Raw genomic sequence first — 16,291 nt, 5'->3', positions numbered from 1 at the left:
GCCGTCACTTCGATGCGACCGGCGTTGCTTCCGCCGGCAGGCTCGCCAGCAGCGCCTGCAAGGTCGACAGCGTCGAGTGATCGGCGACGCCGTCCAGCCGTGCTGGGCGGAAATGGCGTTGGAAGGCGGTGACGACTTCCATCGTGGCAGCGTCGTACTTGCCGTTCAGGGGCACGCCATAGCCGTACCTTGCGAGCGCCTGCTGCATGCTCAGCACCGCGTCGCTGATGGTGCCGAGCATCAGGCTGTCGCCGCGGACGATCGGGGCGGGCGTCACCCAATGGCCGACGCCGGAATTGGCCAGCGAATGCCACGGAAATTTCTCGCCGGGATCCTTCTTGCGGGCGGGCGCGACGTCGGAATGGCCGAGCACCCGGTGCGCCGGCACCTTGCGGCGGAGCATGATGCCGCGGCACAGCGCGATCACGGCGGCGATCTGGCGCAGCGGAAACTCCGGATAGCCCCAGTCATGGCCGCGATTGATGATCTCGATGCCGATCGAGCAGGAGTTGATGTCGTCCTCGCCGGCCCAGGAGGAGACGCCGGCGTGCCAGGCCCGCTTGGCCTCGGGCACGCATTGCACGATGCGGCCGTCCTCCAACACGACATAATGCGCCGACACTTCGGTGCCGGCCGTGCAGAGGCGTGCCAGCGCGCCCTCGACATCGGGCATGCCGGTGTAGTGCAGCAGGATCATGTCCGGCTGCCGTCCCTTGTTGCGCTCGCCATGGTTCGGCGAGGGGATGATGTCCGAGACGATCGAGGAATCGGGCTCGAACGTCCGCAGGCCCGCCACGGTCTTGGGAACCGGGAGAACGCGGTGACGCTTCGAATCAGATCCAGACGGCGTGGACGAACCGGAGGGCATGAGCAGCTCGGACGGACGGAGAGTGGGGCAAGCCCTTCTCTTTACTATTCCTTTACCCTCCATCGCGCGCAATCGCGCGGCGCGGTTAACGGATTCATTTTGGCGATGTGTGTGGATGAAGCATCACTGCCCTCGTTACCTTTTCCACTTGTCATGAACCGAGCAACGCTTTCTTAACGCTAAGGGCCGTTACTGAGGGATGAAGAGCCGACCCGCGTCCGGAGGCGGCCAAAGCGTATTTTGGCTCGAAATCCCATGGCTGCCCGACAAATTCCACTGGGAACACCGGGTTTGTGGCCCGGGACGGCCGGGCTCGGTAACCATGCTGGACAGGGGCTTTGTCGTGGAACCGCCGCGACGCGTAATGATTCGAGGCGTTATGGGCTTGTTCGGCCCCGATCTCGCTTGGGTATCGGGCCGGGCGGTCGGCAGGCGTTGCGCATGAGCTCGGCTCCGCACATCCCCGTTCTTGGCCGTGAGGCCATCGCCCATCTCGCCCCGCGCGAGGGCGGCGTCTATGTCGACGCCACTTTTGGTGCCGGCGGCTATAGCCGCGCGATCCTGGAAGTGCCGGGAACCCGACTCATTGCCATCGATCGCGACCGCACCGCGATTGCCGGGGGTGCCGAACTGGTCGAACGCTCCGCGGGCCGGCTGACGCTGGTCGAGGACCGCTTCTCCAACCTCGCCGAGGTCTGCGCCGCGCAAGGCGTCGACGGCGTTGACGGCGTCGTGATGGATGTCGGCGTGTCCTCGATGCAGCTCGACCAGGCCGGCCGCGGCTTCTCCTTCCGCCTCGACGGTCCGCTCGACATGCGGATGGGGCAGACAGGCCCGACCGCGGCCGACGTCGTCGCCCGCGCCTCCGAAGGCGATCTCGCCGACATCATCTATCTCTTCGGCGAGGAGCGGCATTCGCGCCGCATCGCCCGCGCCATCGTCGCCGACCGGCAGGACACTCCGTTCACGACCACGCGCGCGCTCGCCGATCTCGTCGGCAGGGTGGTGCGATCGAAGCCCGGCGACATTCATCCGGCGACGCGGACGTTCCAGGCGCTGCGCATCTTCGTCAACGAAGAACTCGAGGAACTCCAGACGGCGCTCGCTGCCGCCGAGCGCGTGCTGAGGCCCGGCGGCCGCCTCGTCGTCGTCTCGTTCCATTCGCTGGAAGACCGCATCGTCAAGAATTTCCTCTCCGGGCGTTCCAAGACCGGCGGCGGTTCGCGGCATCTGCCGGAAGTCGCGCAGATTGCGCCGAGCTTCCAGCTGCTGACGCGGCGGCCGGTCGTCGCCGGCGAGGACGAAGTTGCGCACAATCCGCGCGCGCGCTCGGCAAAGCTGCGCGCCGCCGAGCGCACCTCTGCGCCGGCGCATGAGATCGATGAGGCATCGTCCTGGCCCAAGCTCGCCGACGTGATGAGGGGCGGCTAGCGCATGCGCATCATCCACCTCCTCGTCATCGGTGCGCTGATCTTCGCAGCCGCCCATGTCTACTGCATCAAGATGGACTCCACGGCGCGCACCGAGAAGGTGCTGCGGCTGCGTGCGGAGATCCGCGAGCAGCGCGATGCGATCGCGGGGCTGCGGGCCGAGTGGGCCAAGCTCGATGCGCCTCACCGCCTGCAAGGGCTGTCCGACCGGCATCTGCACCTCAAGCCGGTCAACGGCACGCAATATGATTCGCTGAAGAACCTGCCGGAACGTCCGCCGCGGATGTTCAGGCCGGGCGAGCCCGATCCGATCGGGGCCATGCTCAAGACCATCGAAGCCGCGAGCGATCCCGACACGGTGACGGGCTCCGTGCCTCAGCGCGAGGACAAGCAATGAGCCCGGCAACGCCTGCAAGACCAACCAAAAAAACGGCCGAGCGGTCAGTTGAACCTTGGCGGCGACGGCTGATCCGAAGCCTGCTCTACGGGCGCAACGTCGATCGGGCCGCGAAGGCGCGCGCGCGCGTGGGGCTTGCGATGCTCGCCTTCGCTTCGGTCTATGCTCTGATCGGCGGGCGGCTCGTGATGTTCGCGATCGGCGCCGACGCCCACAGCGCGCGCCGCGCCGCGGCGCAGGAGGTGGTTGCGACCGCGCGGCCCGACATCGTCGATCGCAACGGCGCCATCCTTGCGACCGACGTCAAGGCGGCGAGCCTGTTCGGCGAGCCGCGCCGCATCATCGACAAGGACGAGGCGATCGAGCTCTTGACCGCGACCATTCCCGACCTCGACGAGGCCGAGGTGCGCGAGCGCCTGAAGACGCGCAAGGGCTTCGTCTGGCTCAAGCGCGAGGTCACGGCGGCGCAGCAGCAGGCCGTCCACAAGCTCGGCATTCCCGGCATCGGCTTCCTGCGCGAGAACAAGCGGGTCTATCCGACCGGCAACGAGGTCGCCCACCTCATCGGTCTCGTCAATATCGACAACCAGGGTATCGCCGGCCTCGAGAAGTGGCTCGACAATCAGGGCCTCGCCGATCTCCACCGCGCCGGCTTTGCCACCGACCGGTTGCAGAAGCCGATCGAGCTCGCGGTCGATCTGCGCGTCGAGCATGCGCTGCGCGACGAGCTCGTGAAGGCCAAGGACAAGTTCCACGCCAAGGCCGCCTCCGGCATCGTCTCCAACGTCAAGACCGGCGAGATCGTGGCGATGGTCTCGCTGCCGGACTTCGACCCCAACAATCCGAAGGAAGCGCACGACCCCGATCGGATCAACCGCCTGACCACCGGCGTCTACGAGATGGGCTCGACCTTCAAGGCGTTCACGCTGGCGATGGCGCTCGATTCCGGCAAGATCAATCTGAACTCGATGTGGGACGCGCGCGGAAACCTGCACTACGGCAAGTTCACGATCCACGACAGTCATCCGCTCGGGCGTTTCATCAACACCAAGGAAGTGTTCACCTACTCCTCCAACATCGGCGCGGCGCGGATCGCGCTCGGCCAGGGCGTGGAGGCGCACAAGGCCTTCCTCGCCAAGATGGGCCAGATGACGCGGCTGCGCACCGAATTGCCGGAGAGCGCGGCGCCGCTCCTGCCGCGGCGCTGGAGCGAGCTGAACACGGTCACCGCTGCGTTCGGCCAGGGCCTGTCCGTAGCGCCGCTGCAAGCGGTGATGGGAATCAACGCGCTCGTGAACGGCGGCTATCTGGTTCCGCCGACATTCATGAAACGCAGCGAGTCCGAAGCCATGGCGATGGCCAAGCGCGTCATCAAGCCGGAGACCAGCGACAAAATGCGGTTCCTGATGCGGCTCAATGCTGAGATCGGCACCGCCAAGACCGCCGACGTCAAAGGCTATTACGTCGGCGGCAAGACCGGCACGTCCGAGAAGGTCATCAATGGCCGCTACGCCAAGAAGCGCGTCCTCAACTCCTTCACGGCCATCCTGCCCTGCGACGATCCCAAATATCACGTCCTGATCATGCTGGACGAGCCTCAGGCGATACCTGAAACGAAGGGCTTCATCACGTCGGGCTGGAACGCGGTGCCCACTGGGGGCAAGGTGATCGAGCGGATCGCGCCGCTCCTGGGTGTCGAGCCGCGGTTCGACCTGCCGCCCGCGGAGCGCCTTATTCTTGCAGCATCCAGGACAACCCAGTAATCAACCGGGTGGGCCATCGCCGGTGCTGAGTCGGGATTGTCCTTTGGAATCGGCTTTCCGGCTGGGCATATCGACTGGAAGACCATGAAGCTGCGCGACCTCTTGGGTCAGGATGTTCCGGGCAATGATGCCGCGATCGAGCCCGCTGCCGCGGCGCTCGAGGTGAGCGGCGTTGCGCTCGACAGCCGCGCGGTGAAGCCGGGCGATCTCTTCTTCGCGCTGGCAGGCAGCAAGACCGACGGCGCCCGCTTCGTCGATGCTGCGGTCGCCGCCGGCGCGGTGGCCGTCGTCGGCGACCACGCACCGGCCGCCTGCAAGGTGCCGTTCATCTCGGTCGCCAATCCGCGCCGCGCGCTGGCACTGGCCGCGGCAAGATTTTTCCCGGCGCAGCCTGCGACGATTGCCGCGGTGACTGGAACCAGCGGCAAGACATCGGTCGCCGCGTTCACGCGCCAGATCTGGGAGCGGCTCGGGCACGCCTCCGCCAGCATCGGCACCATCGGTCTCGTCTCGCAAAAGCGCACCGTCTACGGTTCGCTGACCACGCCGGATCCGATCGCGCTGCACCGGCAGTTAGATCAGATCGCGCGCGAGGGCGTCACGCATCTCGCGTTCGAGGCGTCCTCGCACGGGCTCGATCAATATCGACTCGATGGCGTGCGCATCTCGGCCGGCGGCTTCACCAATCTCTCGCGCGACCACATGGATTACCATCCGACCGTTGCGCATTACCTCGCGGCCAAGCTCCGCTTGTTCCGCGAGCTGGTGCCGCCTGATGGCGCCGCGGTGATCTCGGCCGATCATGATTGCTCGGCGGAAGCGATCGAGGCGGCGACATCGCGCGGCCTGCGCGTCATGGCGGTCGGCCGCAACGGCGATGGCGCAGGCGAGGGCATCCGCCTCACGGAGGCCGTCGTCGACGGTTTCTCGCAAAAGCTCACGGTCGAGCATCGCGGCAGGGCTTACGCGATCCGGCTGCCGCTGGTCGGCGAATTCCAGATCGAGAATGCGCTGGTGTCGGCCGGGCTTGCCATCGGCACCGGCAGCGATGCTGAAAACGTGTTTGCGAGCCTCGAACATCTCGAAGGCGCCAAGGGCCGGCTCGAGCGCGTCGGCGCGCGCAACGGCGCGCCGATCTTCGTCGACTATGCACACAAGCCCGACGCGCTGGCGAAGGCGCTGCAGGCGCTGCGGCCGTATGCCAAGCGCAGGCTGGTCGTCGTGTTCGGCGCCGGCGGCGACCGCGATGCCGGCAAGCGTCCGATCATGGGCGAGATCGCGGCGGAGAATGCCGATGCCGTCATCATCACCGATGACAATCCGCGCAGCGAGAAGCCGGAAGCCATCCGCGCCGCCATCCTCGCCACCGCGGAGGGCGCCCGCGAGATCGGCGACCGGGCCGAGGCGATCCGCGTCGCGATCGAGGAGCTGGAAGAGGGCGATGCGCTGCTCATCGCCGGCAAGGGCCACGAGACCGGGCAGATCGTCGGCGGCGAGGTGCTGCCGTTCAGTGATCACGAGGCGGTCGCCGCCGCGTTAGCGTCGATGGTGCTAAGCTCGTCTGATGTGCCCCCCGAGGTGCCCCCTCAGGGGCCTGGTGTTCATTTCAGTCTGGCCGAAAATGGAATTATCGATTTTGCTCCTCCCGAGGACATAGATCGACAAGGGAATAATGTAGCTAGACTGCGTCAGTTGCACCCTCAACTCAGAATGCTCGTGAAGACGCTAGTTGAGGTTCTGCATGTTGGAAACGTCGCTCATTCGCACCTGCTTGAACGCGCGGTCGCATTTCGACGGCTGGCAGATCAGGACCTGGAAGCGATCCAGATCCCTCTGTTGTATGTAGAGCACCTGCGTTTGCAAAATGCTGCCGAGGCGGCCACTAGCCGGACTCTTGACGATCTTCCTCCGCTCTCGGAGAAGGCGAGGGAGGTGCTGGACAGTTCTTTGGTCGTAGGTGGCATATTTTTGCTCGCCACGGCCGAGGGGGCATCGCTAATCGACGCTGAGGAGCGATTCAATCTTAGTCCTATTGAGAAAGCTCGGGCGTTTGAGAACAGGTTAGCAGTCGCAGAGCTTCTTCAGCGTCGCCCTGATATTATGACGCCGCGGGCTGCGGAGCTTCTTCTTCAGTCTACGAAGGAAGCAGGCACAGGGCACAATCCCACGCGCAGTGAGGTTGTCGTATCGAGCCTCATGAGAAACAGTCTAACTGTCTTGGTTGCCGGTGCTTCTCTGGGATCATTGCCGATTCTTGGCAGTATAATTGCGGGTCTCGGAGGTACTATAGGCGGCGGCTTTGCAGCGTGGATAGGATTGGAAAGTCTCAAGAGAACGAAGGCTTTTGCCGCAACTACCCAATTACTTGGCAAGAATATCGACCAAATTACGGACGCTGATGTTCAAGCGATATTTGATCGCTCTCGCAATCTCCGGCATTTGACGCGCTTCGTGCTCGACAACGATACGTTGCTCCTGCGCATCGCAAGATCGTACCCTAATTTAGAATGGGTGGCTTCGTCCTTGGACTGGATCAGGGGAAAGCTGGAGAGAGAAGAGGGAGATGCGAAGTGATGCAGGCAGCCTCTTCAGGATTGCTCGCGCGACTTTCTTCGTGGACCGGGCAGATCGTCGGCGGCCAGACGCTGCCCTTCAGTGATCACGAGGCGGTCGCCGCCGCACTAGCGTCGAGGGTTGCATGAGCGGGCCAATATGGACGGTTGCCGAGGTCGCGCGTGCGCTGGGCGTGGCCGGATCGTTCCCGGAGACGGGAATCGATTTCGTCACCCAGGACAGCCGCCTGGTGAAGCCGGGCAGCCTGTTCGTCGCGCTGAGCGGCACGCCGAGTGGCGGCTTCGTCTCGGCTTTCGCCAGCGCGCGCGACGGCTGGGAATTCGCCGACAAGGCGGAAGCTTCAGGCGCGGTCGCGATCATCGTGCCGCACGAGATCGCGGGCATCCGCATTCCCCAGATCGTCGTCAAGGACACGCTGATCGACGGCCTCTGGGGCCTCGCCCGCGCCGCACGCGCGCGCTTCAATGGCCCGGTGATCGGGCTCACCGGCAGCGCCGGCAAGACCAGCACCAAGGAATTTCTCGCCGCCTATCCGAACGCCTATGCCAGCCCGTCGAGCTTCAACAATTTCTGGGGCGTGCCGCTGACGCTGTGCAATGCCAGGCGGGACGCCAGCCTCTGGGTCGTCGAGATGGGCATGAACCAGCAAGGCGAGATCGCCCGGCTCAGCGAGCTCACGCAGCCGACCGTCGCGCTCATCGTCAACGTCCAGCCGGTGCATCTGGAAAAGCTCGGCTCGCTCGAGGCCATCAGGCGCGAGAAGGTGTCGATCGCGCTCGGCCTGCCCGAGGACGGCGTGCTGGTGCTGCCCGCCGGACTCAAGGCTTCCGAGTGGAAGGGCAAGGTCGTGCGCTTCGGCGGCGAGCATGCCGAGGTGCACGAGGTCGCGCATGCGCCGCACGGCGAGAGCTGGCAGGTCGTGGCCGCGATCGGCAAGAAGGAGATCGCCTTCAGCCTCACCCCTGGCGCGCCGCACCGGGTGCACAATGCGCTGGCTGCGCTCGCCTCGGTTCATGCCGCGCATCTCGATGTCGCGACGCTCGCGGTCAAGCTCGATCGCGTCGGCATCATGACCGGCCGCGGCGTCGAGCAGGCAATCGGCGATATCACGGTGATCGACGACAGCTTCAACGGCAATCCGGCCAGCGTGGCGGCGGCGCTGCAAAGCCTGCAGGCGCGCAACATGAGCGGTGGCCGCCGCATCGCGATTCTCGGCGACATGCTCGAGCTCGGCGCGGACGCACCGAGCTATCACACCGGCCTCGCCAGGCATCTCGACGGCATCGACGGCGTCTTTTGCGTCGGGCCGCTGATGCGCCACCTGTTCGACGCATTGCCAGCGGGCAAGGGCCTCGGCTGGCATGACGATCCCGCCACGCTGAAACCGGCCGAGGTCGCAAATCTGCTGAAGGCAGGCGACGTCGTGGTTGTCAAGGGCAGCAAGAAGATGTTCTGGGTCAACAAGTTTGTGCCGGGGCTGGTGGCCGCCTTGCAGGCAAAGGCGTAAACTGCTTGGAAGGCGCCGTTCCCGAATCCCACCCTTTGCGGCGGAAGCCGTCCGTTTCCCGAAACGCGCGGCCCATGACGAAGACCAGCGAATGCGCATGAGGCACCTGGATATGCAAAGGCGCCATAGGACCGTCTGAATGTTTTACTGGCTGATCGAGCTTTCCAACACATTTCCGGGCTTCGGTGCCTTTCGCACCGTCCTGAACGTCTTCCGCTACATCACCTTCCGCACCGGCGGCGCCATCGTGACCGGCGCGCTGTTCGTGTTCCTGTTCGGGCCCTGGATCATCGATCATTTGCGCATCCGTCAGGGCAAGGGCCAGCCGATCCGCACCGACGGTCCGCAATCGCATCTCGCCAAGAAGGGCACGCCCACCATGGGCGGACTGATGATCCTGTCCGGGCTCACGGTCGGCACCGTGCTGTGGGCCAATCCGCTCAACCCCTATGTCTGGATCGTGCTGGCGGTGACGCTCGGCTTCGGCTTCGTCGGCTTCTATGACGATTACCTCAAGGTGACCAAGCAGACCACGACCGGGTTCGGCAGCAAGCTGCGCCTCTTGATCGAAGCCGTGATCGCACTAGTCGCCTGCTACGCGCTGGTGCGGCTGAACCGCGACCCCGCCTCGACCGCGCTGACGATTCCCTTCCTGAAGGATACCGTGCTGCATTTCGGCTGGTTCTTCGTCGTCTTCGGCGCCTTCGTCATCGTCGGCTCCGGCAATGCGGTGAACCTCACCGACGGTCTCGACGGCCTCGCCATCGTGCCCGTGATGATTGCCACGGCGAGCTTCGCGATGATCGCCTATCTCACCGGCAACTTGGTGTTCGCCGACTACCTCCAGATCAAATATGTCGCCGGCACCGGCGAGCTCGCGGTGCTCTGCGGCGCGTTGCTCGGCGCCGGTCTCGGCTTCCTCTGGTTCAACGCGCCGCCGGCCTCGATCTTCATGGGCGACACCGGCTCGCTTGCGCTCGGCGGCATGCTCGGCGCGATCGCGGTCGCGGTGAAGCACGAGATCGTGCTCGCCGTGATCGGCGGATTGTTCGTGCTCGAGGCGGTTTCGGTCATCGTGCAGGTGGTGTCCTTCAAGCTCACGGGCAAGCGCGTGTTCCGGATGGCGCCGATCCACCATCACTTCGAGCAGAAGGGCTGGACCGAGCCGCAGATCGTGATCCGCTTCTGGATCATCTCGGTGATGCTGGCGCTCGCCGGCCTTTCGACGCTGAAGCTGCGGTGACCGATCGATGATCCCCGTCACGTCCTTCGCCGGCAAGACGGTCGCGGTGTTCGGCCTCGGCGGCTCGGGGCTCGCGTCCTGCCATGCGTTGAAAGCCGGCAGTGCCGAGGTGGTCGCCGCCGACGACAACGCCGAGAACGTCGCCAAGGCCGCGCAGGCCGGCTTCATCACCGCGGACTTGCGCAACGTCTCCTGGGCCAAGTTCGCAAGCCTCGTGCTGGCGCCCGGCGTGCCGCTCACCCATCCGGTGCCGCACTGGAGCGTCTTGAAGGCGCGCGAGGCCGGCGTCGAGGTGATCGGCGACATCGAGCTGTTCTGCCGCGAGCGACGCCGCCACGCACCCGATGCGCCGTTCGTCGCCATCACCGGCACCAACGGCAAGTCGACCACGACGGCGCTGATTGCGCATCTGACCAAGGTCGCCGGCTACGACACCCAGATGGGCGGCAATATCGGCACCGCCATCCTGTCGCTGGAGCCGCCGCGCATGGGCCGCGTCCACGTCATCGAGATGTCGTCCTACCAGATCGACCTCACGCCCTCGCTCGATCCCTCCGTCGGCATCCTGCTTAATGTCAGCGAGGACCATATCGACCGGCACGGCACGATCGAGCATTACGCCGCGGTGAAGGAACGCCTCGTTGCCGGCGTGCAAGGCGGCGGCACCTCGATCGTCGGCGTCGATGACGGCTATTGCCGCGATATCGCCGACCGGCTCGATCGCGCGGGCAAGAACGTGGTGCGCATCTCCGTCAAGAACCCGCTCGCGTCAGGCATTTACGTGGAGCACGGCACCATCGTGCGCGCCTCGGGCGGCGCCCGCAGCGAAGTCGCCGCGCTCGGCGGCATCGGCTCGCTGCGCGGCCAGCACAACGCGCAGAACGCGGCCTGCGCGGCCGCCGCCGCGCTCGCCATGGGCATCGGCCAGGACGTGCTGCAGAACGGCCTGCGCAGCTTTCCGGGCCTCGCGCATCGCATGGAGCAGGTCGGCCGCCGCGGCAACGTGCTGTTCGTCAACGATTCCAAGGGCACCAATGCGGATGCCACGGCGCATGCGCTGTCGTCGTTTGCCGACATCTTCTGGATCGCCGGCGGCAAGCCAAAGGCGGGCGGCATTACTAGCCTGACCGGTTTCTTCCCGCGGATTCGAAAAGCCTATCTGATCGGCGAAGCCGCGCAGGAATTTTCCGGAACGCTCGGCTCGGTCGCGCACGAGATCAGCCAGACCCTCGATGTCGCCGTCGAGCACGCCGCGCGCGATGCGGAAGGCTCGGGCCTCGCCGATGCCGTCGTGCTGCTGTCACCGGCCTGCGCCTCGTTCGACCAGTACCGCAACTTCGAGATCCGCGGCACCAAGTTCCGCGAGCTGGTGCAGGCGCTGCCGGGTGTGAAGCCGGTGGTGTAGGGCGCGCACTCGTCCGGCCAACTGCGCTGTCGTCGCCCGGCTTGACCGGGCGACCCAGTATTCCAGAGACGGTTGCGATTGAACCGAGGAGCCGCGGCGTACTGGATGCCCCGGTCAAGCCGGGGCATGACAGTGCGTCTTGTGGCCAGAGATCATCGTCAAACATCCGCACTTCCTTAACCCCCCGGTAACCAACGTCGGCGACCAATGGACGGACCTCTGTCCGAAAGCGGCCGCCCATGCTCTCCCGTGAAGAACGCACCCCCTTTTCCGAGTGGTGGTGGACCGTCGACAAGCCGCTGATGGGCGCCATCCTGGGGCTGATGCTGACCGGGGTCATCCTGTCGCTGGCGGCGAGCCCGCCGGTTGCGACCCGCATCGGGCTCGATGCCTTCCACTTCTTCAGCCGCCATGTGCTGTTCCTCGTGCCCTCCTGCATCGTGCTGCTCGGGGTGTCGTTCCTGTCGCCGCGCGCGATCCGCCGCTCGGCCCTGATCATCTTCGCGGCGAGCATCATCCTGATCGTGCTCACGCTCGCCATCGGCCCCGAGGTGAAGGGTTCGCGCCGCTGGATCACGCTGCTCGGCGTCAACATCCAGGCCTCCGAGATCGCAAAACCATCTTTCGTCGTGATCGCGGCCTGGCTGTTCGCGGAATCGACCAGACGGCCGGAGATGCCGGCGACCTCGATGGCGCTGGTGCTGCTGTTGATGCTGGTCGCGCTATTGGTGATGGAGCCGGATTTCGGCCAGACCATGCTGATCCTGATGGTGTGGGGCTCGCTGTTCTTCATCGCGGGCATGCGCATGATCTGGGTGTTCGGGCTCGCAGGTCTCGGCGCGGCCGGCCTGTTCAGCGCCTATCTTTTCGTTCCGCACGTCGCGGGCCGCATCAAGCGCTTCATGAACCCGGCCTCCGGCGACACTTTCCAGGTCGATACCGCCATGGAGGCCTTCTATAACGGCGGCTGGTTCGGGCTCGGACCCGGCGAGGGCATCGCCAAACGCAGCCTGCCGGACAGCCACACCGACTTCGTCTTCGCGGTCGCGGCCGAAGAGTTCGGCATCATCCTGTGCCTTGCGATGCTGGCGCTGTTCGCCTTCGTCGTCATCCGCACGCTGTCGCGCGCCTATGCCAATGAGGACATGTTCTCGCGCTTTGCCGCTTCGGGCCTTGCGATCCTGTTCGGCGTGCAGGCGGCGATCAACATGTCTGTGAACCTGCAGCTCATCCCCGCCAAGGGCATGACGCTGCCGTTCATCTCCTATGGCGGCTCCTCGATCATCTCGCTCGCCTATGGCGTCGGCATGATGCTGGCGCTGACGCGGCTGCGCCCGCGCACCGAGGTCGAGGCGAGCGGCCACGCCGAGGCGATGCGCAGTTACGCGTAAGTCGTCATTGCGAGCGCAGCGAAGCAATCCAGACTGTCCCCGCGGAGGGATTCTGGATGGCTTCGCTTCGCTCGCAATGACGGGACAGACCTTGTAAAAAGGCCTACCATGGACATGTCCCCCCTGATTCTTCTCGCCGCGGGCGGCACCGGCGGCCATCTGTTCCCGGCCGAGGCGCTCGGCGTCGAATTGATCCGGCGCGGCTATCGCGTCCGCCTCGTCACCGACGAGCGCGCGCTGCGCTACAGCGGGCTGTTCAGCAAGGACATGATCGACGTCGTCAGAAGCGAGACCGCGCGCGGCCGCAATCCGCTTCAGCTCGCCTATGCCGGCCTCACGCTCGCCGCCGGCACGCTGTCGGCCTACGCCCTGATCAAGCGGTTGAAGCCCGTCGCCGTCGTCGGCTTCGGCGGCTATCCGACCTTGCCGCCGCTGGTCGCGGCGAAGTTCGCGGGCGTACCCGGCATCATCCACGACGCCAACGCCGTGCTCGGCCGCGCCAACCGGTTCCTGTCGAGCCGCGTGCGCGCCATCGCGACGTCCTTGCCCGGCGTGCTCGATCGCGATCCGGCGCTGGCAGGCAAGACGACGACCGTCGGCACGCCGATGCGTCCGGCGATCCTCGCGGCCGCCGCGGTGAAATATGCCGCGCCCGAGCCGAACGGGCCGCTGCGCCTGCTCGTCGTCGGCGGCAGCCAGGGCGCGCGCATCATGGCCGACATCGTGCCTGATACGATCGAGCGACTCGAGCCTGCGCTGTGGAGCCGTCTCATTCTCACCCAGCAGGTGCGCGAAGAGGACATGAGCCGCGTGCGCGCCGTCTACGACAAGCTCAAGATCAAGGCCGAGCTCGCGCCGTTCTTCACGGATCTGCCGGCGCGCCTCGCCTCCAATCATCTCGTGGTATCGCGCTCCGGTGCGGGCACCGTGGCCGAGCTCGCCGCGATCGGCCGGCCCTCGATCCTGGTGCCGCTGCCCGGCTCGATCGACCAGGACCAGTTCGCCAATGCCGGCGTCCTGGTCAAGGTCGAGGGCGCAATCCGGATCCCGCAGACCGAGTTCACCTCCGATCGGCTGGCGTCCGAAATTTCTGGCTTCGCCGCCGAGCCCGTGCGCCTTGCCGCGATGGCGGAAGCCGCCCGCGGCGCTGGCCGGCTCGACGCGGCCGAGCGGCTGGCGGATCTCGTGGTCAAGGTCGCGGGAATCTGACGTCTGTTCCGGCCTGGATGGCCAAAAAAGCCACTTGTCATGCCCCGCGAAAGCGGGGCATCCAGTATCCGACGCAGTTGATTTGAATCTCTGGCGTCGCGGAGTACTGGATCGTCCGCCTTCGCGGACGATGACCCCAAGGAAACCACATGAGACTGCCGCGCGAGATCGGACCCATCCACTTCGTCGGGATCGGCGGGATCGGCATGAGCGGCATCGCCGAGGTATTGGTCAATCTCGGCTATGCCGTGCAAGGCTCGGATGCCGCCGACAATTACAATCTCGACCGTCTGCGCAAGAAGGGCGCGAAGGTCTCGGTCGGCCACAAGGCCGAGAATATCGACGGCGCCGAGGTCGTGGTCGTGTCCTCCGCGATCAAGCGCGACAATCCGGAACTGATGGCGGCGCGCGAGAAACGCATTCCCGTGGTGCGCCGCGCCGAGATGCTGGCCGAGCTGATGCGGCTGAAGAGCTGCGTCGCCATCGCCGGCACCCACGGCAAGACCACGACGACGACGATGGTCGCAACGCTGCTCGATGCCGGCGGGCTCGACCCGACCGTGATCAACGGCGGCATCATCAACGCCTACGGCTCCAACGCACGGTTAGGTGCCGGCGACTGGATGGTGGTGGAGGCCGACGAGAGCGACGGCACGTTCCTGAAGCTGCCGACCGATGTCGCGATCGTCACCAATGTCGACCCCGAGCATCTCGATCACTTCAAGACCTTCGAGGCCGTGCAGGACGCGTTCCGTCATTTCATCGAGAACCTTCCGTTCTACGGCTTTGCCGTGATGTGCATCGATCATCCCGTGGTGCAGAGCCTCGTCGGCAAGATCGAGGACCGCCGCATCATCACTTACGGTGAGAACCCGCAGGCCGATGCGCGCCTGGTCGATCTCACCGCAGGCGGCGGCGGCTCGAAGTTCAAGGTCGTGATCCGCGACCGCAAGACCGGCACCACGCATGAGATCGCCGACCTCGCGCTGCCGATGCCGGGCCGGCACAATGCCTCGAATGCGACGGCTGCAATTGCGGTCGCGCATGAGCTCGGCGTGTCGGATGAGGCGATCCGCAAGGCGCTGGCTGGCTTCGGCGGCGTCAAGCGGCGCTTCACCAAGACTGGCGAGTGGAACGGCGTCACCGTGATCGACGATTACGGCCATCACCCCGTGGAGATCGCGGCCGTGCTGAAGGCAGCGCGCGATTCCTACACCGGTAAGGTGATCGCCGTGGTGCAGCCGCATCGCTACACCCGTCTGCAATCGCTGTTCGAGGAATTCTGCACCTGCTTCAACGACGCCGATGCGGTCGTCGTCGCCGACGTCTATGCCGCGGGCGAAGCGCCGATCGACGGCATCGACCGCGACCATTTCGTCGCGGGCCTGCGCGCGCATGGTCACCGCGAGGTGGTCCCGCTGCCGGCCGCGACGGAGCTCGCCGGCATCGTCAAGGGATTGGCGAAACCAGGCGATCTCGTCGTGTGTCTTGGGGCAGGCAACATCACGCAATGGGCGTATGCATTGCCCGGCGAATTGAAGGCGCTGGGGTAACGCGGTGGGATTTCCCGACATCACCCCTTCACTCAAAGCCGCGATGCCCGAGCTGCGCGGCCGGCTGCTGGCGAACCAGTCACTGGCCGAGCTCACCTGGTTTCGCGTCGGCGGTCCCGCGCAGGTGTTGTTCACGCCGGCGGACGAGGACGATCTCGCTTACTTCCTCGCGCATCTGGCCCCTGACATTCCCGTCTATGTCATCGGCGTCGGCTCCAACCTCATCGTGCGCGACGGCGGCATTGCCGGCGTCGTCATTCGTCTCGCGCCGCGCGCCTTCGGCGAGGCGAGTGCGAGTGGCGACATCGTCACCGCGGGTACTGCCGCGCTCGACAAGCGCGTGGCGGAGGTTGCGGCGTCCGCCAATATCGGCGGGCTCGAATTCTTTTTCGGCATTCCGGGTACGATCGGCGGCGCGCTGCGCATGAATGCCGGCGCCAATGGCGGCGAGACCAAGGACGTGCTGATCGAGGCGAGGGGCGTCGGGCGCGACGGCACCAAGCACGTCTTCTCCAATGCGGACATGAAGTTCGTCTATCGCAACAGCGGCGTCGATCCCTCCATCGTCTTCACCTCCGCGCGCTTTCGCGGCGAGATCAGGGACGCGGAGGCGATCCGCGCGCGCATGGCGGAGGTGCAGAGCCATCGCGAGACCGCGCAGCCGATCCGCGAGAAGACCGGCGGCTCGACCTTCAAGAATCCGCCCGGCCATTCCGCCTGGAAGCTGGTGGATGCCGCCGGCTGCCGCGGCCTGCGCGTCGGCGGCGCCCAGGTCTCGGAGATGCATTGCAACTTCCTGATCAACACGGGCGATGCCACCGCGCACGACATCGAGACGCTCGGCGAGACCGTACGCGAACGCGTGAAGGCGAATTCCGGAATTGAGCTACACTGGGAAATCAAGCGGATCGGGCTTTCATGATTTCCGTCATTCCGGGGCGCGACGAAGTC

At 65.6% G+C, this 16,291-nt stretch carries 11 protein-coding genes and 1 pseudogene; 11 read left to right on the top strand and 1 reads right to left on the bottom strand.

From position 1 onward, the window contains the following. Positions 1 to 4: 4 nt before the first annotated feature. On the bottom strand, positions 5 to 868 hold the full coding sequence (locus ACNJYA_RS28745; RefSeq protein WP_172787237.1) for an N-acetylmuramoyl-L-alanine amidase: 864 nt from the start codon (positions 866 to 868) through the stop codon (positions 5 to 7). Between the two features lie 441 nt (positions 869 to 1,309). Here ACNJYA_RS28745 and rsmH point away from each other — a divergent pair, with 441 nt between their 5' ends. The 11 genes and pseudogenes from rsmH to murB all read left to right on the top strand — a co-directional run bounded on the left by rsmH (position 1,310) and on the right by murB (position 16,262). Further along, the gene (gene rsmH / locus ACNJYA_RS28740) at positions 1,310 to 2,299 is read left to right on the top strand and encodes a 16S rRNA (cytosine(1402)-N(4))-methyltransferase RsmH (RefSeq protein ID WP_439364023.1); all 990 of its coding nucleotides are present in this window, start codon (positions 1,310 to 1,312) and stop codon (positions 2,297 to 2,299) included. Positions 2,300 to 2,302: 3 nt separating this feature from the next. Next, positions 2,303 to 2,695: a cell division protein FtsL gene (gene ftsL / locus ACNJYA_RS28735; protein WP_439401101.1), complete on the top strand. Its 393-nt coding sequence runs from the start codon at positions 2,303 to 2,305 to the stop codon at positions 2,693 to 2,695. Beyond that, the gene (locus ACNJYA_RS28730) at positions 2,692 to 4,458 is read left to right on the top strand and encodes a peptidoglycan D,D-transpeptidase FtsI family protein (protein ID WP_439401100.1); all 1,767 of its coding nucleotides are present in this window, start codon (positions 2,692 to 2,694) and stop codon (positions 4,456 to 4,458) included. Before ftsL ends, ACNJYA_RS28730 begins: the two co-directional genes overlap by 4 nt. 84 nt (positions 4,459 to 4,542) lie before the next feature. Beyond that, positions 4,543 to 6,009 (top strand): annotated as a pseudogene (locus ACNJYA_RS28725) (UDP-N-acetylmuramoyl-L-alanyl-D-glutamate--2,6-diaminopimelate ligase); the annotation flags it as partial. A gap of 1,147 nt (positions 6,010 to 7,156) precedes the next feature. Then, entirely contained in the window at positions 7,157 to 8,539 is a 1,383-nt protein-coding gene (locus tag ACNJYA_RS28720; RefSeq protein ID WP_439401099.1) for a UDP-N-acetylmuramoyl-tripeptide--D-alanyl-D-alanine ligase, read from the top strand. 139 nt (positions 8,540 to 8,678) lie between these two features. Further along, the gene (gene mraY / locus ACNJYA_RS28715) at positions 8,679 to 9,782 is read left to right on the top strand and encodes a phospho-N-acetylmuramoyl-pentapeptide-transferase (protein WP_172787242.1); all 1,104 of its coding nucleotides are present in this window, start codon (positions 8,679 to 8,681) and stop codon (positions 9,780 to 9,782) included. Positions 9,783 to 9,789: 7 nt separating this feature from the next. Further along, positions 9,790 to 11,187, top strand: coding sequence for a UDP-N-acetylmuramoyl-L-alanine--D-glutamate ligase (murD, locus tag ACNJYA_RS28710; protein ID WP_439401098.1), 1,398 nt, complete (start codon positions 9,790 to 9,792; stop codon positions 11,185 to 11,187). A gap of 239 nt (positions 11,188 to 11,426) precedes the next feature. Further along, positions 11,427 to 12,578, top strand: coding sequence for a putative lipid II flippase FtsW (gene ftsW / locus ACNJYA_RS28705; protein WP_172787244.1), 1,152 nt, complete (start codon positions 11,427 to 11,429; stop codon positions 12,576 to 12,578). A 108-nt stretch (positions 12,579 to 12,686) separates the two neighbouring features. Next, on the top strand, positions 12,687 to 13,787 hold the full coding sequence (gene murG / locus ACNJYA_RS28700) for an undecaprenyldiphospho-muramoylpentapeptide beta-N-acetylglucosaminyltransferase (protein WP_439401097.1): 1,101 nt from the start codon (positions 12,687 to 12,689) through the stop codon (positions 13,785 to 13,787). 149 nt (positions 13,788 to 13,936) lie between these two features. Further along, positions 13,937 to 15,340, top strand: coding sequence for a UDP-N-acetylmuramate--L-alanine ligase (gene murC / locus ACNJYA_RS28695; protein WP_439401096.1), 1,404 nt, complete (start codon positions 13,937 to 13,939; stop codon positions 15,338 to 15,340). Positions 15,341 to 15,344: 4 nt separating this feature from the next. After that, positions 15,345 to 16,262 carry a UDP-N-acetylmuramate dehydrogenase gene (murB, locus tag ACNJYA_RS28690; protein ID WP_439401095.1) on the top strand — a complete coding sequence of 306 codons (918 nt, stop codon included), beginning with the start codon at positions 15,345 to 15,347 and terminating at the stop codon, positions 16,260 to 16,262. Positions 16,263 to 16,291: the final 29 nt, after the last annotated feature.

Origin of the sequence: Bradyrhizobium sp. BLXBL-01, from assembly GCF_051853025.1 — a bacterium.
GTDB lineage: Bacteria > Pseudomonadota > Alphaproteobacteria > Rhizobiales > Xanthobacteraceae > Bradyrhizobium.
Note: the sequence above shows the minus strand (reverse complement) of the source record. Positions and strands in the feature narration are given on the sequence as shown.